The organism is Pseudaeromonas pectinilytica (genome assembly GCF_054780855.1).
On record NZ_BAAGVN010000361.1, the window covers coordinates 41,957 to 58,061 of the forward strand.

Sequence of the window (16,105 nt, forward strand, 5' to 3'; positions counted from 1 at the left end):
GCTTATTCAGCCACATTGATTTCGGGTGGCTGTGGGGTAAAGGCTAGTGTCAGCCCCTTAGCGAGCAGCAGATAGCTCAGGCACCAGATACCGATGGCTAGTGCAGCGGCTTGCGGCCAACTGAAGTACCAACCATGACGTTGTAGTTGCCACACCTGCAGCAGCAATTCACCGGCCGCCGAGGCAAGGCACAATCCGCGCCCTAGCCGCCAGATGCGGTGATAGAGCGGATGTCCGGCTCGGTGCCGATAGCCAGACGCCAGCCAGGTGATCGCCGCTGGAAGTCCGAGTGCCAACGCTAGGTAGAGTTGCTGTGGATCCGGATAAAACAGCGCCAGCAAGGTTTGACTCTGTTGCTGACTGGCCAGTGCCAGCAGCAACAGGATATAACCACGCATCAGTGCCCACAGACACAATTGCAAGGAAAAGGGCAGCGGGCTGCGTCCCTCCAGATCCAAATGCTTGAATGGTGAGACGGTCATCCTCTGAGCCGCATCACTTGGCGGGACGGGCCTGAACCAGCAAACCCAACATGGGGCCGTCGAAGTAGGTGATTTGTCCCTCCATGACCCGATTGCTGCTGACCAGTGGATACTCCTTGAGCTCAGGAATGGCTTCAACGGGCGCAGGTTCGCTGGCTGTCGTTTCACTGCTGCCGACGTATTGGGTTACCGAGGGCACCGATGGTTTTTTCATACCGAGGCGGCGCAGCAACAGGTCGGCATCCATAAACAGATGTGGATTGCGATACAGCTTCACCAAGCCATCAAACTCGGGTTGGCTACCCGATGCATCGGTCACACTCCCGGCACTCAGGTGCAACCAGGGAGCTGTCGCTGAGGTCCCGACTGGTTGACGCCAAGCTTGATGCAGCAAAACCTGATAGTTGCCATCGGCTTTCAGACGGGCGACCACGTTGCCCAGTTGCAGATTATCAATCGGCAAACCGCCCAGCATGTCCAGACTAAAACCACTGTCCAGATCGGGTCTATGGGCCGACAGGCTGGCATCTTCACCACCGGATAGGGCCGGATCCGCGGTACGGGAAAAAGCAATGATCTCGACTTCATAGACGGGATCTGCGGCTTGAACCGGCAGGCTCATCGTCAGGGCCAGTAGCAGAGAAAACAGGTGTTTCAACATATGCTCCTTAGAGTTGGTGCGCCGTCAATTCGTTTAGTAAATTGGCAACCAGTTGCAACCGTGCGGCTGCATCCGGGCTCGGGATCTGGAAGCGCAACCGGGTTGGCCCTTCCATCCGATAGATCCGCGGTTGGCTCTGTAACAGCGAAACCAGATAAGCCGGGCTGACCCGGGTCTGCTCGGCGAAATCAATATAGCCGCCCCGCTCGGTGACCTCAATGCGCTTGATGCCGAGGTGAGTGGCCTGTTGCCGGTATTCGGCCACCTGCATCAGGTTTTGCGCCGCAGCGGGTAATAGACCGAAGCGGTCGATGAGCTCGATGCGCAGATCCTCCAGCTCATCGGCGCTGGCGGTACTGGCAATCCGTTTGTAGATCGACAGGCGCATGTTAACGTCCGGAATATAATCCTCGGGCAACAGCGTCGGGATCCGCAGTTCAATATCCGTGTGTTCGCCCAGCAGTTGGTCTAAAGAAGGCTCCTTGCCTTCGCGCAGCGCTTTGACCGCCTGCTCCAGCATTTCCATGTACAGGGTGAAGCCGATGGATTCAATCTGCCCGCTCTGCTCATCGCCCAGTAACTCACCGGCACCCCGGATTTCCAGATCATGAGTAGCCAGGACGAAACCGGCACCCAGATCTTCCAGTGATTCGATGGCCTCCAGGCGCTTGATGGCATCCTTGGTCATCTGCTTTGGATGCGGGGTCAGCAGGTAGGCGTAGGCTTGGTGGTGAGAGCGGCCGACACGACCACGGAGCTGATGCAACTGGGCGAGACCAAGATGATCGGCGCGATCCATGATGATGGTGTTGGCACTGGGCACATCGATCCCGGTTTCGATAATCGTGGTACAGACCAGCAGGTTATACCGTTGGTGATAGAAGTCGCTCATCACCTTTTCCAGATCCCGCTCGCGCATCTGGCCGTGAGCAATACACAAACGTGCCTCGGGCAGCAGCGCTTCCAGCTCGGCGGCACACTTTTCGATGCTTTCGACATTGTTGTGCAAATAGTAGACCTGGCCACCCCGTTTGAGCTCCCGTAGTACGGCCTCACGGACCACCGCCTTGTCATGCTCGCGCACGAAGGTCTTGATAGCCAGGCGCTTGGCCGGCGGTGTGGCAATAATCGACAGATCGCGCATGCCGGACATGGCCATATTCAGCGTGCGGGGGATAGGTGTCGCGGTCAGGGTCAGGATGTCGACATCGGCGCGCAGGGCCTTGATCTTTTCTTTCTGCCGCACGCCAAATCGGTGCTCTTCATCCACCACCAGCAGGCCGAGATCCTTGAACTTCACCTCTTCAGAGAGCAGTTTGTGGGTGCCGATGATGATATCGATCTTGCCCTCGGTCAGTTGGCCCAGAGCTGCTTTTTGCTCCTTGGCACTCTTGAAGCGGCTCATGACCTCGATATTGACCGGCCAGTTGGCAAAGCGGTCGCGGAAATTATCGTAGTGCTGTTGGGCCAGCAGTGTTGTCGGCACCAGTACGGCGACCTGTTTACCACCATGTACGGCGACAAAAGCGGCACGCATGGCGACTTCCGTTTTACCAAAGCCAACATCGCCACACACCAGCCGGTCCATGACTTTGGCCTGACACATGTCTCCCAACACCGCGTTGATAGCATTGAGTTGATCCGGGGTCTCCTCGAAGGGGAATCCGGCGGCAAAACTGGCATAGGCTTGTTTGTCATGACGGAATGCCAGCCCGGGGCGGGCGGCACGCTTGGCATAGACATCCAGCAATTCGGCGGCCACATCACGGACTTTCTCCGCCGCTTTGCGGCGGCTCTTGAGCCAGCTTTCACTGCCCAGCTTATGCAGCGGCGGATTCTCGCTGCCGCTGTAGCGACTGATGAGATGCAGGGAGGTCACCGGCACATAGAGCTTGTCGTTTCCGGCATATTCCAACGTCAGGTATTCGGTGGCGATGCCGCCGGCATCTATGGTCTGCAAACCGAGATAGCGGCCTACCCCGTGATCCAGATGCACCACGGGCTGACCCAGGGTTAACTCCGCCAGATTGCGGATGATGGCATCGTTATTGGTACTGGCTTTTTGTTTATCGCGACGTCGACGTTGCACGATGCGCTGGCCCAGCAGTTCACCTTCGCAGACGAGTGCCAATCCCAGATCACTCAGTAGACAGCCCTTTTCCAACGGCGCGACCAGAATGCCACAGCGGGGTTTGGCGGTCAGGAAATCATCCAGGCTAGAAAACTCCGCCAGGCGCAGATCCAGGGGCGCCAGTAGTTCACGCAGGGATTCACGACGGCCTTCGGACTCGGTACAAAACAGCACCCGGCCCTGATAATTGCCGAGGAAATCCCGCAATAAGTTCAGAGGATCACTGCGCTGCGCATCCACGGTCAGCTCGGGTAGCCGATGGATGCTGAGGTTGTAGCGACCGGCTTTTTCTTCGGCAGGCAGGGGTTGCAGGGTAAACTGACTGTAGCCTTTGAGGGCCGCGAATAGTTCATCGACCGGTTGATACAGGGTCGGCGGTGGCAGCAATGGACGATTCAGATCGTAGCGCCGATCCTCATAGCGCCGCTCTACATCCTGCCAGAATTGTTGACCTGCGGTGTGAATGTCGCCGAGGGTCAGCAGCAGGCTCTCGGCGGGCAGATAGTCGAGCAGGGTACTGCTGTGTTCGAAAAACAGCGGTAAGTAGTACTCGATGCCGGCAGGCCATAATCCCTTGCTGACTTGTTGGTAGACGCACTCCGGTGCCCTACTGATCTCGAATCGCTCCCGGTAGCGTTGACGGAACAGCTCGATGGCTTCTTTATCGGTGGGGAACTCATGGGCGGGCAATAGCCGGACGGCATTCACCGGCTCACTGGAGCGCTGGCTGTCGGGATCGAAGGCACGGATAGTATCGACCTCATCATCGAAGAAGTCGATGCGATAGGGCTCTTTCGAGCCCATCGGAAACAGATCCAGCAAGGAGCCGCGAGCGGCGAATTCGCCATGTTCCAGCACCTGCTCCACGGCGTTATAGCCGGCCTGTTCCAATCGACGGCGCAAACCGTGTAGATCCAGCTTGTCGCCGGGTTTCACCAATAGGCTGAACCGATCGATAAAGCTTTGGGGTGGTGTACGCAGCATCAGGGTGGCGACGGGAATGATCAACAAGCCATGCTGCATGCGCGGCAAGTGATAGAGAGTCTCCAGACGCTGGGAGATGATGTCCTGATGAGGGGAAAAGCTGTCGTAGGGCAAGGTTTCCCAATCTGGAAACAGCAACACCGGGCGTGGTTTAGGCTGGTTGCGCAGTAAAAACTGCACCTCCTGCTCCAGACGCAAGGCGCTGGGTGTATCGGCGACCAGCAGTACGACGGGATGGTCATGGCCAGCAACAAGCTCGGCAACGGCCAGCGCCAGGCCACTGCCTTCGAGTTGACCGAGGGTCTGCCGGGCGCCCGGCTTGATGAGTGAAGCCAGAGAGAACAATGGGGTCATGGCAAAGACTTATTTGGGTTGATTGGCACGCTGCTCGGCGCGTTGCTTGAGCTGACGAGACTGAATATGCAGGCTGGCCCGAACCAGAACTTCCTGATCCTCACCGCGGATCCGGCTGTAACTGACATGCACTAAGGTGCCGCCCGGCTTTTGTTCTAGCTCGGTGATCTTGCCATAGCAATAAATGGCCGATGCTTCTTCATGCAGGAACAATTTCAGTCGCAACTGTTGGTGCAGATGTAATGGTTGATGACATAAAAAACTCAATTGACTGCCGCCAATGCTGACCGTCTGGAATCGTTGGGTTGGCTCGTCCAGTTGCGACAGCAAGAAACTGAGCAGCATATTGATCTTGCCCGATTGCTGATTGATGACATCCACCAGCAGGCTGAACTCTTCACCCAGGTTGCGGAGTTGTCGGGCCGTGCTCATGTCGATATGGCTGATGGCACCCGCGATGCGAAAGGGCTCCGGTAGTTCTTGTTCCAGTTCGTCGAGGCTGGGCAGCACAAACCCGTCGGCCAGCGGTTCGACATTGATGGCTAAACTATGGACAACACTGAAAAACTGCTCGCTCACGACTGAAGAGATCCCTTGTTGCGGTAACACCTTTACATTTATTATCCGCTATCCCTCTTTAATAGCAACGCTCAGGATTGGCGTGAAATCCACTATCTTTCAACCGGTAAGCTTGGCTATTGGCCTGCGTTACGCCGGAGCGCGCGGTGACAACCGTTTTGCTTCTTTTATTTCTCTGTTTTCCACCTTCGGGATCGCGATTGGCGTCATGGCGTTGATCCTGGTCAGCTCGGTGATGAATGGTTTCGAAGGTCAACTGAAAAACCGCATCCTCGGCGTGGTGCCCCATGCCATCGTCAGCGACAGTAACGGGCGCCTGGCCGAGTGGCAGGCGTTACAGGCACCCTTGGCGCAGTTACCCCATGTGCAGGCGGTTGCGCCTCTGGTGCGTGCCGAGGCGATGGTGCAAGGCCGCGGGCAGTTGGCTGCCGTGATCTTGCAAGGTGTCGATCCGGCGAGCTACCCGGCGCATGATCTGCTACGCAACAGCATGGGGGAAGACCGGCTCGGCACGCTGCGGGCTGGTGAGTTCAAGGTGATCCTCGGGGTTTCCCTAGCTCGCAAACTGGATGTCCTACCGGGTGATCAGGTGCGTATTCTGGCCAGTGAGGGCAGTCGCTACACGCCGATGGGGCGGACACCCAGCCAGCGCTTGTTTACCGTATCCGGAACCTTCGAGGTCGGTGCAGATGTCGATGATCAGGTGGTCTTTGTCAATCTGGAGGATGCCCGTCGTTTGATGCGTTATCCGGCCGGGACCATTTCTGGCCTGCGACTCTGGTTGGATGATGCGTTCGCCGTCGATGGCCTGACACAGCAGTTGCCGCAGCAGGGATTGCAGGTGACCGACTGGCGTCAGGAGCGCGGCGAGCTCTTTCGCGCCGTAGCCATGGAAAAACACATCATGGCCTTGATGCTGGTGCTGATCATCATGGTGGCCGCGTTCAATATCCTGTCGGCTCTGGTGATGGTGGTGTTGGATAAGCAAGGGGAGGTGGCTATTTTGCGCACCATGGGTATGCAAGACAGCGCCATTTTGCGCATCTTCATGGTTCAGGGGGCCTGGAGCGGCTTCTGGGGCGCACTGTTTGGCACCTTGTTGGGATTGGGCTTGGCCTGGTTTATCAATCCCTTGCTGCAATTGATGGGGTTGAACCTGTATATGGCCGCTGGCGGGATCGGGATACCGGTCAGTGTCGCGCCGTTGCAAATCGTCACTATCACATTGGGCGCGCTGGCCATCAGTTTCATGGCGACCCTTTATCCGGCCTATCGCGCCGCACAAATCCGTCCTGCCGAGGCATTACGCTATGAATAACGATCTCCTGTTGTCCTGTCAGGGGCTGACCAAGATTTACCGCGAAGGCAAGCTGGAAACTCCGGTGTTGCGGGGTGTGGATTTAACGCTGCAAGCGGGTGAAATGCTGGCGGTGGTGGGTAGTTCCGGCTCCGGCAAGAGTACCTTGTTGCATCTGCTGGGGGCGCTGGATACCCCCAGTGATGGCACGGTTCAATTTAATGGTCAGAACATTCATGCTTGGTCCAATCGGGTTCAGGCACAATTTCGCAATCGGGAGCTGGGTTTTGTGTACCAGTTCCACCACCTGCTGGGGGAGTTCTCGGCTCTTGAAAACGCCGCTATGCCGTTGTTGATTGGCGGTGTGTCGGTCAAGGCCGCCAGTGCTAAGGCGGCGGCTATGCTGGAGCGGGTCGGGCTTGGTCATCGTCTGGATCACAAGCCTTCGGAGCTCTCGGGGGGGGAACGGCAGCGGGTTGCGATTGCCCGGGCTCTGGTGAATGAACCCAAGCTGGTGTTGGCCGATGAGCCGACGGGCAACCTGGATCATAAGAGCGCGGATAGTATTTATAGCCTGATGTGTGAGCTCAATGCCCAACTGGGTACCGCCTTCGTGGTGGTGACCCATGATCGGGCGTTGGCGGCCAAGTTGCATCGCCGCATCTCGCTGGTGGATGGTCTGGTGGCGGAGGAGAGTTGATGTATCGTCCACTGGCTCTCTTTCTTGGGTTACGTTACAGCCGCGCTCGCCGCTCCAGCGGGTTTGTCTCTTTCATCTCGGCCTCCTCGATCATCGGTATTACTCTTGGGGTGATGGCGCTGATCCTCGGTTTGTCGGCGATGAATGGCTTCGAGCGCGAGTTACGGGTTCGAGTTCTGGCGGTGGTGCCTCACGCCGAAACCGAGATGGTGCGTGGCGAGATCAGTGACTGGCGCAGTGCCGAAGCCATGTTACTGGATACTCCGGGAATGGTGGCTGTCTCGCCGATTGTCCGCTTGAATGGTTTGCTCGAGCGAGGCGACAAGCTCAAAGCGGTGCAACTGCGCGCCATCTTGCCAGCCTCGGAAAAGCGTATCTCCGATGCCGGTCACTATATGACGGGCCAGGGGTTGGATGAGCTCAAACCCGGTGAAAATGGCGTTATCCTGGGTAAAGCTATCGCCAATAAGTTGGGCGTGGCATTAGGCGAAAATATCACCCTGTTGCTGCCGGATGTGGCGGCGCAAGCCGAGGCTAGCCTCAAATCACCACTGCAGCGCCGTTTCAAAGTGGTGGGCTTTATGGAGATTGGCGGCCAACTCGATGGTCTGTTGGGCTTCATCCACTTGCAGGATGCTCAGCAGGCTTTGGGTCTGGGGGATCGGGTCCAAGGATTCAGCTTTCGAGTCCAGGATCTGATGCAGGCTCAGGATGTGGCCTTCGAAGCGGCCAGCAAGTTGCCGGAGCGCATGTATGTGCGTAGCTGGAAGAACAGTCAGGGTTACTTGTATCAAGATATCCAGTTGGTGCGCACCGTGATGTATGTGGTGATGCTGATGGTCGTCGCGGTCGCCTGCTTCAACATTGTTTCCACGCTCGTGATGGCGGTGAATGAAAAACGCAACGATATCGCCATTCTCAAGACCATGGGCGCAGGCCCCTGGCAGATCCGCATTACCTTCATGGTGCAGGGGATGATGAACGGGCTGTTGGGTGCTCTGTTTGGTGGTCTGTTGGGGGCTGGGTTATCCCGGTATCTCACACCGGCCATCCGTGGTGTGGAATCTCTATTGGGGCATAGGTTCCTCAATCCCGAGATCTACTTCATCGACTTCTTACCCTCGGAATTGCATGGGCTGGACGTAGCCATTGTGACCGGCGCTGCTGTCCTGATGAGCTTACTAGCGACCCTCTATCCGGCATGGCATGCCAGTAGTCTGCAACCAGCTCGGGAGCTGGGGCGCTGACATCGACTTCGTCATACTGTCATCAAGGCGCCTACGGGCGCCTTTTTATTGGATGGAGAATGAGCGTTAGATGCTGGGGTAAGTCGGTGTCGTTACCCTGCTGTTCTGCGGCGTTTTCGTCAGCAAGCGAGGGACGCGTTGATGGGTGTCTAGGTGTGGGGCGGGTATTCAGACCCATTGATGAGTAACGGCTAGCGGCGTAGGGGTAAAAACAAAAGGCGCCTGGGCGCCTTTGTTATCGAGTCGTAACGGTTCAGTCATTGCCCTCTTGGCGCTGACGCTTTTTCCAACAGTGGAGGGCATACCATCCGGCCAGGAACAAGAAGATTAATCCAGTGAGACTCAGCAGGCCAAATTGACCCCGTTCGACCCACTTCATCAGCCAGTCGCGGTTATAGGCGCCGAAGTATCCCAGATAAACCCAGATGGGCACGGAAATGAACGCCGCAAAACCATCCATCATCAGGAAGCGCCAATAGCTGATCTGGCGACTCATACCGGCGGTGACAAAAATCGGTGAACGCAAACCGGGCAGGAAGCGGGCGACAAACAGCACCCAATTGCCATATTTGGCAAATTTATCCTGCACATGGGCGAATCGGTGGGGGGGCAAGATGCGGCGGATCGGTCGATATTGCAGGATCCGCTCACCGAAGATCCAGCCCAGAGTAAACATGGTGCCATCGCCGATCAGCACACCGACCATACCGACTGCGAACATGGTATGCACATCGGCAAAGCCCAAACCGGCAATGATGCCGCCAGCAACCAGCGTTATATCTTCAGGGATGGGAACGCCAAAACCACAGATCAGCAGAATGAAAAACACGGCAAAATAGCCGTAGTCGGTAAAAATCGCGATCAGGATATCCATCGTACTCTTGTTACCTCGAGTGGTGCCGACGATGACTTTAGCTTAGGTCTGGTCTCATCAGCATAACCCCTGTTATTGACAGATCTGCGACAGGGGCTCTGGGCTCATCGACGCACACTCTACCCGAGCGGCCGATTCACGCCTAGCAAAATTCATCGTCATTTCCCGGCAATGCTCAGGGTTGGCGAGGAATTGTACGCTGACGGCGAGCCGCCATTTTTCGAACCACCGAATAGCGCCACAGCAAGCGGATCGACAAATACCCGACCAAAGATGAGCAGAGCGCCATCAGGGCACAACCGAGTAAAAAAGGTTCGCCAATCGTCGCCATCACCGAGCGTAATCCATCCCAATTGACCGGTAACTCAAAATCGACAGCTGGCAGCCCCAGCAGATGAGCACCAAGATAGTACGCAGCATAGAACATCGGGGGCATGGTCAACGGATTGGTGATCCAGACCAGGGCGACTGAAATGGGTAGATTTACCCGGCACAGAATGGCCATACCCGCCGCCAGTACCATCTGGAATGGAACAGGAACCCAGGCGATGAAAAGACCGATGGCAAAAGCTCCGGCGGCAGAACGACGGTTCAGATGCCACAGATTGGGCTCGCCGAGCCAACGGGCAAAAATCCGCAGCTGCTTATGCTGGCGGAGTTTGCTGGGATCCGGCATCCAGCGTTTGATCATCTCTTTTGGCATCCGGTCTCACTCATTCAATGGCCGTGGTTTTTTGCAAGGATTTACCCTGATGGCCCTCACCACCTTGCTCTGGCCCGAACTGCCCGCAATGGGCTGGCTATTGCCGCTTATCAGCATGCTACTGCTGGCTTGGTATCGGCGATGGGGCTGCGTCATTGGCGGATTGTGCGGGCTGATTCTTTTTCTGCTGTTTTTCACTCTTCAGTTGGATTGGTTGCACCAACTGGGTATTGCCGGCGGCAAACATAGCATAAAAGGCGAGGTGATGGCATGGCAGCCGCAGGGGGAGGGTGTTAGCGTGCGCCTGCGTCTGCAACAGTTGGATGGACAACCGCTCTGGCCGCGCCCCATGGTACGCCTGTTTTCCCCGCAACCGGAGTCAACGCTTGGCATGGGTCAGCAAGTGGTATTGGATGCCACGCTCAAACCGGTTCATGGCCTGGGCAATCCGACGAGCTTCAATCAAGAGCGCTGGCTGCTGGGGATGGGCATAACCGCAACGGGCAGCGTCCGGCAGTGGCAGGAGCTTGGCCCATTGCCCGATCCAGGGTGGCGGCACAGTTGGCTGGAACAGAGCCGAGCCCTGCTGCAACCTTTCGCCCATTCGGCATTGCTGTTAGCCCTGGTTTTTGGTGAACAACAGGATGTCAGTGCGGCCGAGTGGTTGTTACTTCGTGATGGCGGCATTATTCACTTAATTGCGGTATCGGGCCTGCACATCGGTCTGGCAGCCTGGCTTGGATTCTGGGTAGGACGTGTGTTGCAGTTGTGTCCAGGCCTGGGTCCGCGTGCCGTTGGCTTACCGGTGGTTGTTTCTATTCTGGTGGCGGTACTCTATTCCGCGTTGGCCGGCTTTTCCTTGCCAACTCAGCGGGCTTTACTGATGTTGTTGTTGTGGTTCGGCGTCCGTCTCTGGCGACGTCACTGGTCGCTATGGCGGATCTGGTGGTTGAGCCTGGTATTGTTGCTTCTTCTTGATCCTTGGTCTTTGTTCAGTGCCAGCTTCTGGCTCTCCTACCTTGCGGTGGCCCTGTTAGGCGTTGCCGCATTGCTGTGGCGCAAAGCCTCCTTATGGCGGTTGCAGTGGCTGATGACGCTGGGACTCTTGCCGCTGCAATTGGCGATGTTTGCTGGCTTGGGCTGGCTAGCCATACCGGTGAATCTGATCGCCATTCCAGTGTTTAGCTTGATCCTTATTCCGTTGGGGCTGGCCAGTGGCCTCCTGGTACCGTTCTGGCCATCAGCGGCTTGGACAGGGTTCTGGCTCTGCGACAGGTTGCTGGGATATCTCATGACCGGATTAGACTGGTTGCAGATACATATTGATTCCTGGGTCTGGTTTTCTGTTCAAGGAAGCCAAACTCTCGTGTTGTGCTGGTTCGCGGGGTTGTTCTGGCTGCTGCCACATGGACGCGCATTGAGTCTATGTGCCTGTGGTGTCGCGGCGCTGATTTACGGACAACCGGCTGCGGAGTGGGAAGTTTTGGTGATTGATGTGGGCCAGGGATTAAGTGTGCTGGTTCGGCAAGGTGAGAGGGGCCTGCTGTATGACACGGGAGATGCCTTCCCCAGCGGATATAACATGGCGGATGCCGCCATCTTGCCCGTGCTACGGGCCGAAGGGATCCGGCAACTGGATTATCTGGTCATCAGTCATGCCGACCGGGATCATGCTAGTAACTGGCTGCGGATCTATCAGGCACTACCGGTACGACATTTACTATCCTCGGTTCCACTGAACCCGGTAACCCAGCATTGTGTCCGAGGGAGAAACTGGCACTGGTTGCGGTTGCGACTAGAGATCCTGGCTCCAGCAGGGGTAGGCACAGGACAAGAGAATCAGGATTCTTGTGTGCTGAGAATTACCGATGGCCGCCATAGTTTGTTGCTGGTTGGTGATTTACCCGGCGATGAGGAACGCCATCTGCTGGCCATTCCTGGACTGGTGCAACCGGTCACTTGGCTGGTCTCCGGCCATCATGGTAGTCGTCACTCTTCGACAGCTGCCTGGATCCGGCGTTTGCAACCGCAAGTGGTGATCCACAGTAGCGGTTATGCTAATCGCTGGCATTTTCCTGATCCGGCGGTGGTGGCACGATTTCATGCCCGAGGTGTTCGGCAATGGAAGACCGCCGAACAGGGGTTGATTCGCATCACTGTGCAGGATGGATCTGCGCAAATAAACGGCTTTCGCTCCCAAGGGGCTTGGTACCGGCATCTGGACGCTTGGTTGCGCGGAGACTAGCCGGTAGAATAGCCTGCTTATCTTGATCCGATCGGAATTTCGATGCGACAGCTTGCTTCTACAGAACAGCACCCCTCCAGCATGGCGACCCTGAAGCGCTTGCTGGGCTATATCAAGGATCGTAAAGGCGGTCTGGGATTGGCGATTGTCGGCATGGCTGGGTACGGGGTGGTGGATACCTCGCTAGTCTACTCGATCCAACCGCTGATTGATGACGGCCTGAGTGGCAAGAATCCGTCGGTATTGTTTTGGATGGCCTTTGTCGTCATGGGCTTGGTTTGTATCCGTGGAATTAGTGCCTTCTTATCGGATTACTTTATGAGCTGGGTCGGCAGTCATGTGGTGATGAAACTGCAACGGCAGGTCTTTACCCACATGATGGGCATGCCCATGGCCTTCTTTGACAAGCACAACACCGGTAATCTGCTCTCCAAAGTCACTTATGACGCGGGGCAAGTCTCTTCAGCCGCCAGCTCGACTCTGGTTTCCCTGATCCGTGAGGGGGTCACTGTGATTGGCCTGCTCGGGATGATGTTCTATCACTCCTGGCAGTTATCGCTGATCTTCTTTCTCGTGGGACCTATTGTCGGTGTTTTACTCTCTGTCATCAGTCGCCGTTTTCGTCGCTTGAGTCGGCAAATTCAGCAGGCGATGGGCAATATTACTACCTCGACCGAACAGATGTTACGCGGTCATAAAGAGGTGCTGATGTTCGGGGGCCAGGAAGTGGAGTCCGAGCGTTTTGCCAATGTCAGTAATCACATGCGGCAACAGAATATGAAAATGGTGGTGGTGGATGCGCTGGGATCCTCCATGGTGCAGGTCATCGCCTCCAGCGCCTTGACGGTGCTGCTGGTGGTGGCATCCATGCCCGGGGTGCTGAGTAATCTGACCGCCGGTGCTTTCTCCTTGATCCTCACCTCCATGATGATGCTGCTCAAACCACTCAAGAGCCTGACCCAGATCAACAACCAGTTCCAGCGAGGTATCACCGCCAGTCAGAGCCTGTTTGAGTTGATGGATCAACCGCTGGAGCAAGATCATGGCACGCGAGAGCTTACTCGTGCTCAGGGGCGCATCGAGTTACGCCATGTCACCTTCACTTATCCGACCAAAGAGCAGCCTGCTCTGCGGGATGTCTCTCTGGTGATCGAGCCGGGTAAAACCGTGGCGTTGGTCGGCCGCTCGGGGTCGGGCAAGAGCACTATTGCCAGCTTGTTGACCCGCTTTTATGACATCAGCGAGGGGGAAATCCTGCTCGATGGGGTCAATATTCGCGATTATCGTCTGATGTCCCTCAGACGCCAGTTCGCTCTGGTTTCCCAGAACGTGCATTTGTTCAACGATACTGTGGCCAATAATATTGCCTATGCGGCGGCGGGGGATTTCACACGCGAACAGATTGAGCAGGCGGCGCGAGTCGCCAATGCTGACGGTTTTATCCGCCAGATGCCGGCCGGTTACGATACGGTGATTGGCGAGAATGGCTCCAATCTCTCCGGTGGTCAGCGCCAACGCTTGGCCATTGCGCGGGCCCTGTTGCGGGATGCGCCTATCCTGCTGCTGGATGAGGCGACGTCAGCTCTGGATACCGAATCAGAGCGCCATATTCAAAGCGCACTGGATGCGCTGTCTAAAGATAGAACTACCCTGGTGATCGCCCATCGGCTCTCGACCATTGAGCAGGCGGACGAGATCCTGGTGGTGGACGAGGGGCGGATCATCGAGCGCGGTACCCATAGCGAACTGATGCAGCTCAACGGCGCCTATGCCATGTTGCGCAATACCCAGTTCGGGGAGTCGGCATGAAGTTGCAGCAATTGTGGTACCGCGCCAATCCCTGGATCTGGTTGTTGAGTCCGTTGAGCCTTCTGTTTTGGCTGGTTAGTCATGGTCGTCGAGCCTTGTATAGTAATGGCCTGCTGCCCCGATATCGACCCGATGTACCTGTCATCGTGGTGGGAAATATCTCGGTGGGTGGTAATGGCAAGACACCACTGGTGATCTGGTTGGTGGAAATGCTGCGGGAGGCCGGTTATCGGCCCGGGATCGTCAGTCGGGGTTACGGCGGACAGGCCAAGCAGTATCCGTTACGGGTCACCCCGGATGTAACTGCACGGGAGTGCGGGGATGAACCCAAGCTGATGTTTGAGCGCTGCCAGTGCCCAGTGGCCGTGGATCCGGATCGGCGGGCGGCCGTCAAACTGCTGCTCTCCAGTGGCGAGGTCAATATTATCGTCTGTGATGATGGCCTACAGCACTACGCGCTGGCTCGGGACATCGAACTGGTGGTACTGGACGGTGAGCGTCGTCATGGCAATGGCCGCTTATTGCCCATGGGGCCGCTGCGGGAAGGACTCTGGCGTTTGAAACGCGTGGATGCGGTGATCTGTAATGGGGGCCTGGCCGCTGTCGGTGAGTACCCGATGCAGCTCAAACCCGAAGCGCCGCGTCCTCTGGATCCGGATAGCCAGGCATTGCCGCCTCAGGGCGAGATTGACGCCTTGGCGGGGATAGGTTATCCGCCCCGTTTTTTTAAAACGTTGCAGTTAGCGGGATATCGTCTGCGCCAAACCGTAAGCTATGCCGATCATCAAGACTATTCGGCTACCGAACTGCAGCAGCAATTTGCGGAGCTCCCCTTGCTGATGACCGAAAAAGATGCAGTCAAGTGCCGGAGCTTTGCCCGAGACAACTGGTGGTACCTGCCGGTTTCTGCCGAGTTGCCTCGCTCGTTTCGCGATCTCATCCTGAACAAACTAAAGGACAATCCCTATGGCGCTCGATCATAAGTTGTTGGAAATCGTTGCCTGTCCGGTGTGCAAGGGCAAGCTGAACTACGACAAGGAAAAAGCGGAGCTGGTGTGTCGGGCCGATCGTCTGGCCTATCCTATCCAGGATGATATTCCGGTGTTACTGGAAAGCCGGGCGCGTACCTTGAGTCTGGAAGAGCTGCCATCATGAGCTTTGTTGTTGTGATCCCGGCTCGCTATCAATCAACGCGCCTGCCAGGAAAACCATTAGCCGACATTCACGGCAAACCCATGATCCAGTGGGTTGCTGAACGCGCCCTGCAGGCGGGTGCCGAACGTGTCATTGTCGCCACGGACGATCAACGGGTTGCGAATGCTGTGGCGTTGAGTGGGGTCGAGGTGTGTATGACTTCGCCTCATCATCAGTCCGGTACCGAGCGTCTGGCCGAGGTCTGTGAGCAGTATGCCTTTCCACCTGAGACCATCATCGTCAATGTTCAGGGGGATGAACCCTTGATCCCGCCGGTCATTATTCGTCAGGTGGCGGAAAATCTGGCGCAAGCGGCGGCACCGATGGCAACTCTCGCCGTGCCGATGAGCGAGGAGGAGCTGTTTAATCCCAATGCGGTCAAGGTGGTAATGGACCGCCAAGGGTATGCGCTCTATTTCAGCCGTGCTCCGATTGCCTGGGAGCGGGATGGTTTCGGCCAGACGCCTCCCGTGGTGCGCCACGCTCATGCTCGTCATCTGGGTATCTATGCGTATCGTGCCGGGTTTATTCGTCAATATGTGGGCTGGCGAGCCAGTGAGCTGGAACAGATCGAAGCGCTGGAACAATTGCGAGTCCTGTGGCATGGCGAGCGGATCCATGTTGGCATCGCCCTAGAGACGCCGCCTGCCGGGGTCGATACACCGGAGGATCTGGCGCGAGTCCAGGCCTTTTTGGCCCGCTAAACCGTCATTCGTTCGTTCCCTCATTCTGCGGTGGCTGGATGCTGAAGACTTGGTATCCAGCCTGTATATCCCCTGTTGTTTACGACTAACCGTTACCGCGAATATCTGCCTTTCTGCGCATTATTTGATTTGCTGAAACGA

General features: G+C 56.7%; 14 protein-coding genes. 8 read left to right on the top strand and 6 right to left on the bottom strand.

Translation table 11 applies throughout. The features are described from left to right. Window positions 1–2: 2 nt before the first annotated feature. The 4 genes from ACYVG7_RS20400 to ACYVG7_RS20415 are packed head-to-tail and all read right to left on the bottom strand — an operon-like array spanning window position 3 to window position 5,191. Window positions 3–482, bottom strand: coding sequence for a DUF2919 family protein (locus ACYVG7_RS20400; protein ID WP_460884940.1), 480 nt, complete (start codon window positions 480–482; stop codon window positions 3–5). 13 nt (window positions 483–495) lie between these two features. Further along, the gene (locus tag ACYVG7_RS20405) at window positions 496–1,143 is read right to left on the bottom strand and encodes a CsiV family protein (RefSeq protein ID WP_460884941.1); all 648 of its coding nucleotides are present in this window, start codon (window positions 1,141–1,143) and stop codon (window positions 496–498) included. A gap of 7 nt (window positions 1,144–1,150) precedes the next feature. Beyond that, entirely contained in the window at window positions 1,151–4,612 is a 3,462-nt protein-coding gene (mfd, locus tag ACYVG7_RS20410) for a transcription-repair coupling factor (protein WP_460884942.1), read from the bottom strand. A gap of 9 nt (window positions 4,613–4,621) precedes the next feature. After that, the gene (locus ACYVG7_RS20415) at window positions 4,622–5,191 is read right to left on the bottom strand and encodes a PilZ domain-containing protein (RefSeq protein ID WP_460884943.1); all 570 of its coding nucleotides are present in this window, start codon (window positions 5,189–5,191) and stop codon (window positions 4,622–4,624) included. A gap of 82 nt (window positions 5,192–5,273) precedes the next feature. Here ACYVG7_RS20415 and ACYVG7_RS20420 point away from each other — a divergent pair, with 82 nt between their 5' ends. From ACYVG7_RS20420 to lolE, 3 genes are read left to right on the top strand one after another with little or no spacing between them, the layout of a single operon-like run. Further along, window positions 5,274–6,509, top strand: coding sequence for a lipoprotein-releasing ABC transporter permease subunit (locus tag ACYVG7_RS20420; protein ID WP_460884944.1), 1,236 nt, complete (start codon window positions 5,274–5,276; stop codon window positions 6,507–6,509). Then, a complete protein-coding gene (gene lolD / locus ACYVG7_RS20425) occupies window positions 6,502–7,188 on the top strand; it encodes a lipoprotein-releasing ABC transporter ATP-binding protein LolD (RefSeq protein ID WP_460884945.1) in 687 nt (228 codons plus the stop codon). Before ACYVG7_RS20420 ends, lolD begins: the two co-directional genes overlap by 8 nt. Beyond that, window positions 7,188–8,435, top strand: coding sequence for a lipoprotein-releasing ABC transporter permease subunit LolE (gene lolE / locus ACYVG7_RS20430; protein ID WP_460884946.1), 1,248 nt, complete (start codon window positions 7,188–7,190; stop codon window positions 8,433–8,435). Before lolD ends, lolE begins: the two co-directional genes overlap by 1 nt. A gap of 253 nt (window positions 8,436–8,688) precedes the next feature. Here the strand turns inward: lolE and ACYVG7_RS20435 are convergent, their stop codons facing one another. Continuing rightward, window positions 8,689–9,309: a DedA family protein gene (locus tag ACYVG7_RS20435; RefSeq protein WP_460884947.1), complete on the bottom strand. Its 621-nt coding sequence runs from the start codon at window positions 9,307–9,309 to the stop codon at window positions 8,689–8,691. 175 nt (window positions 9,310–9,484) lie between these two features. After that, the gene (locus ACYVG7_RS20440) at window positions 9,485–10,012 is read right to left on the bottom strand and encodes a DUF2062 domain-containing protein (RefSeq protein WP_460884948.1); all 528 of its coding nucleotides are present in this window, start codon (window positions 10,010–10,012) and stop codon (window positions 9,485–9,487) included. A 49-nt stretch (window positions 10,013–10,061) separates the two neighbouring features. On the opposite strand from ACYVG7_RS20440, the gene ACYVG7_RS20445 reads away from it, so the two are divergent. From ACYVG7_RS20445 to kdsB, 5 genes are read left to right on the top strand one after another with little or no spacing between them, the layout of a single operon-like run. Then, complete coding sequence (locus tag ACYVG7_RS20445; RefSeq protein WP_460884949.1) at window positions 10,062–12,257, top strand: DNA internalization-related competence protein ComEC/Rec2; 2,196 nt, start codon at window positions 10,062–10,064, stop codon at window positions 12,255–12,257. Between the two features lie 42 nt (window positions 12,258–12,299). Continuing rightward, the gene (gene msbA / locus ACYVG7_RS20450) at window positions 12,300–14,066 is read left to right on the top strand and encodes a lipid A ABC transporter ATP-binding protein/permease MsbA (RefSeq protein ID WP_460884950.1); all 1,767 of its coding nucleotides are present in this window, start codon (window positions 12,300–12,302) and stop codon (window positions 14,064–14,066) included. Beyond that, on the top strand, window positions 14,063–15,049 hold the full coding sequence (gene lpxK / locus ACYVG7_RS20455; RefSeq protein WP_460884951.1) for a tetraacyldisaccharide 4'-kinase: 987 nt from the start codon (window positions 14,063–14,065) through the stop codon (window positions 15,047–15,049). Before msbA ends, lpxK begins: the two co-directional genes overlap by 4 nt. Continuing rightward, on the top strand, window positions 15,033–15,221 hold the full coding sequence (locus tag ACYVG7_RS20460) for a Trm112 family protein (protein WP_460884952.1): 189 nt from the start codon (window positions 15,033–15,035) through the stop codon (window positions 15,219–15,221). Before lpxK ends, ACYVG7_RS20460 begins: the two co-directional genes overlap by 17 nt. Then, window positions 15,218–15,964, top strand: coding sequence for a 3-deoxy-manno-octulosonate cytidylyltransferase (gene kdsB, locus ACYVG7_RS20465; RefSeq protein WP_460884953.1), 747 nt, complete (start codon window positions 15,218–15,220; stop codon window positions 15,962–15,964). Before ACYVG7_RS20460 ends, kdsB begins: the two co-directional genes overlap by 4 nt. Window positions 15,965–16,105: the final 141 nt, after the last annotated feature.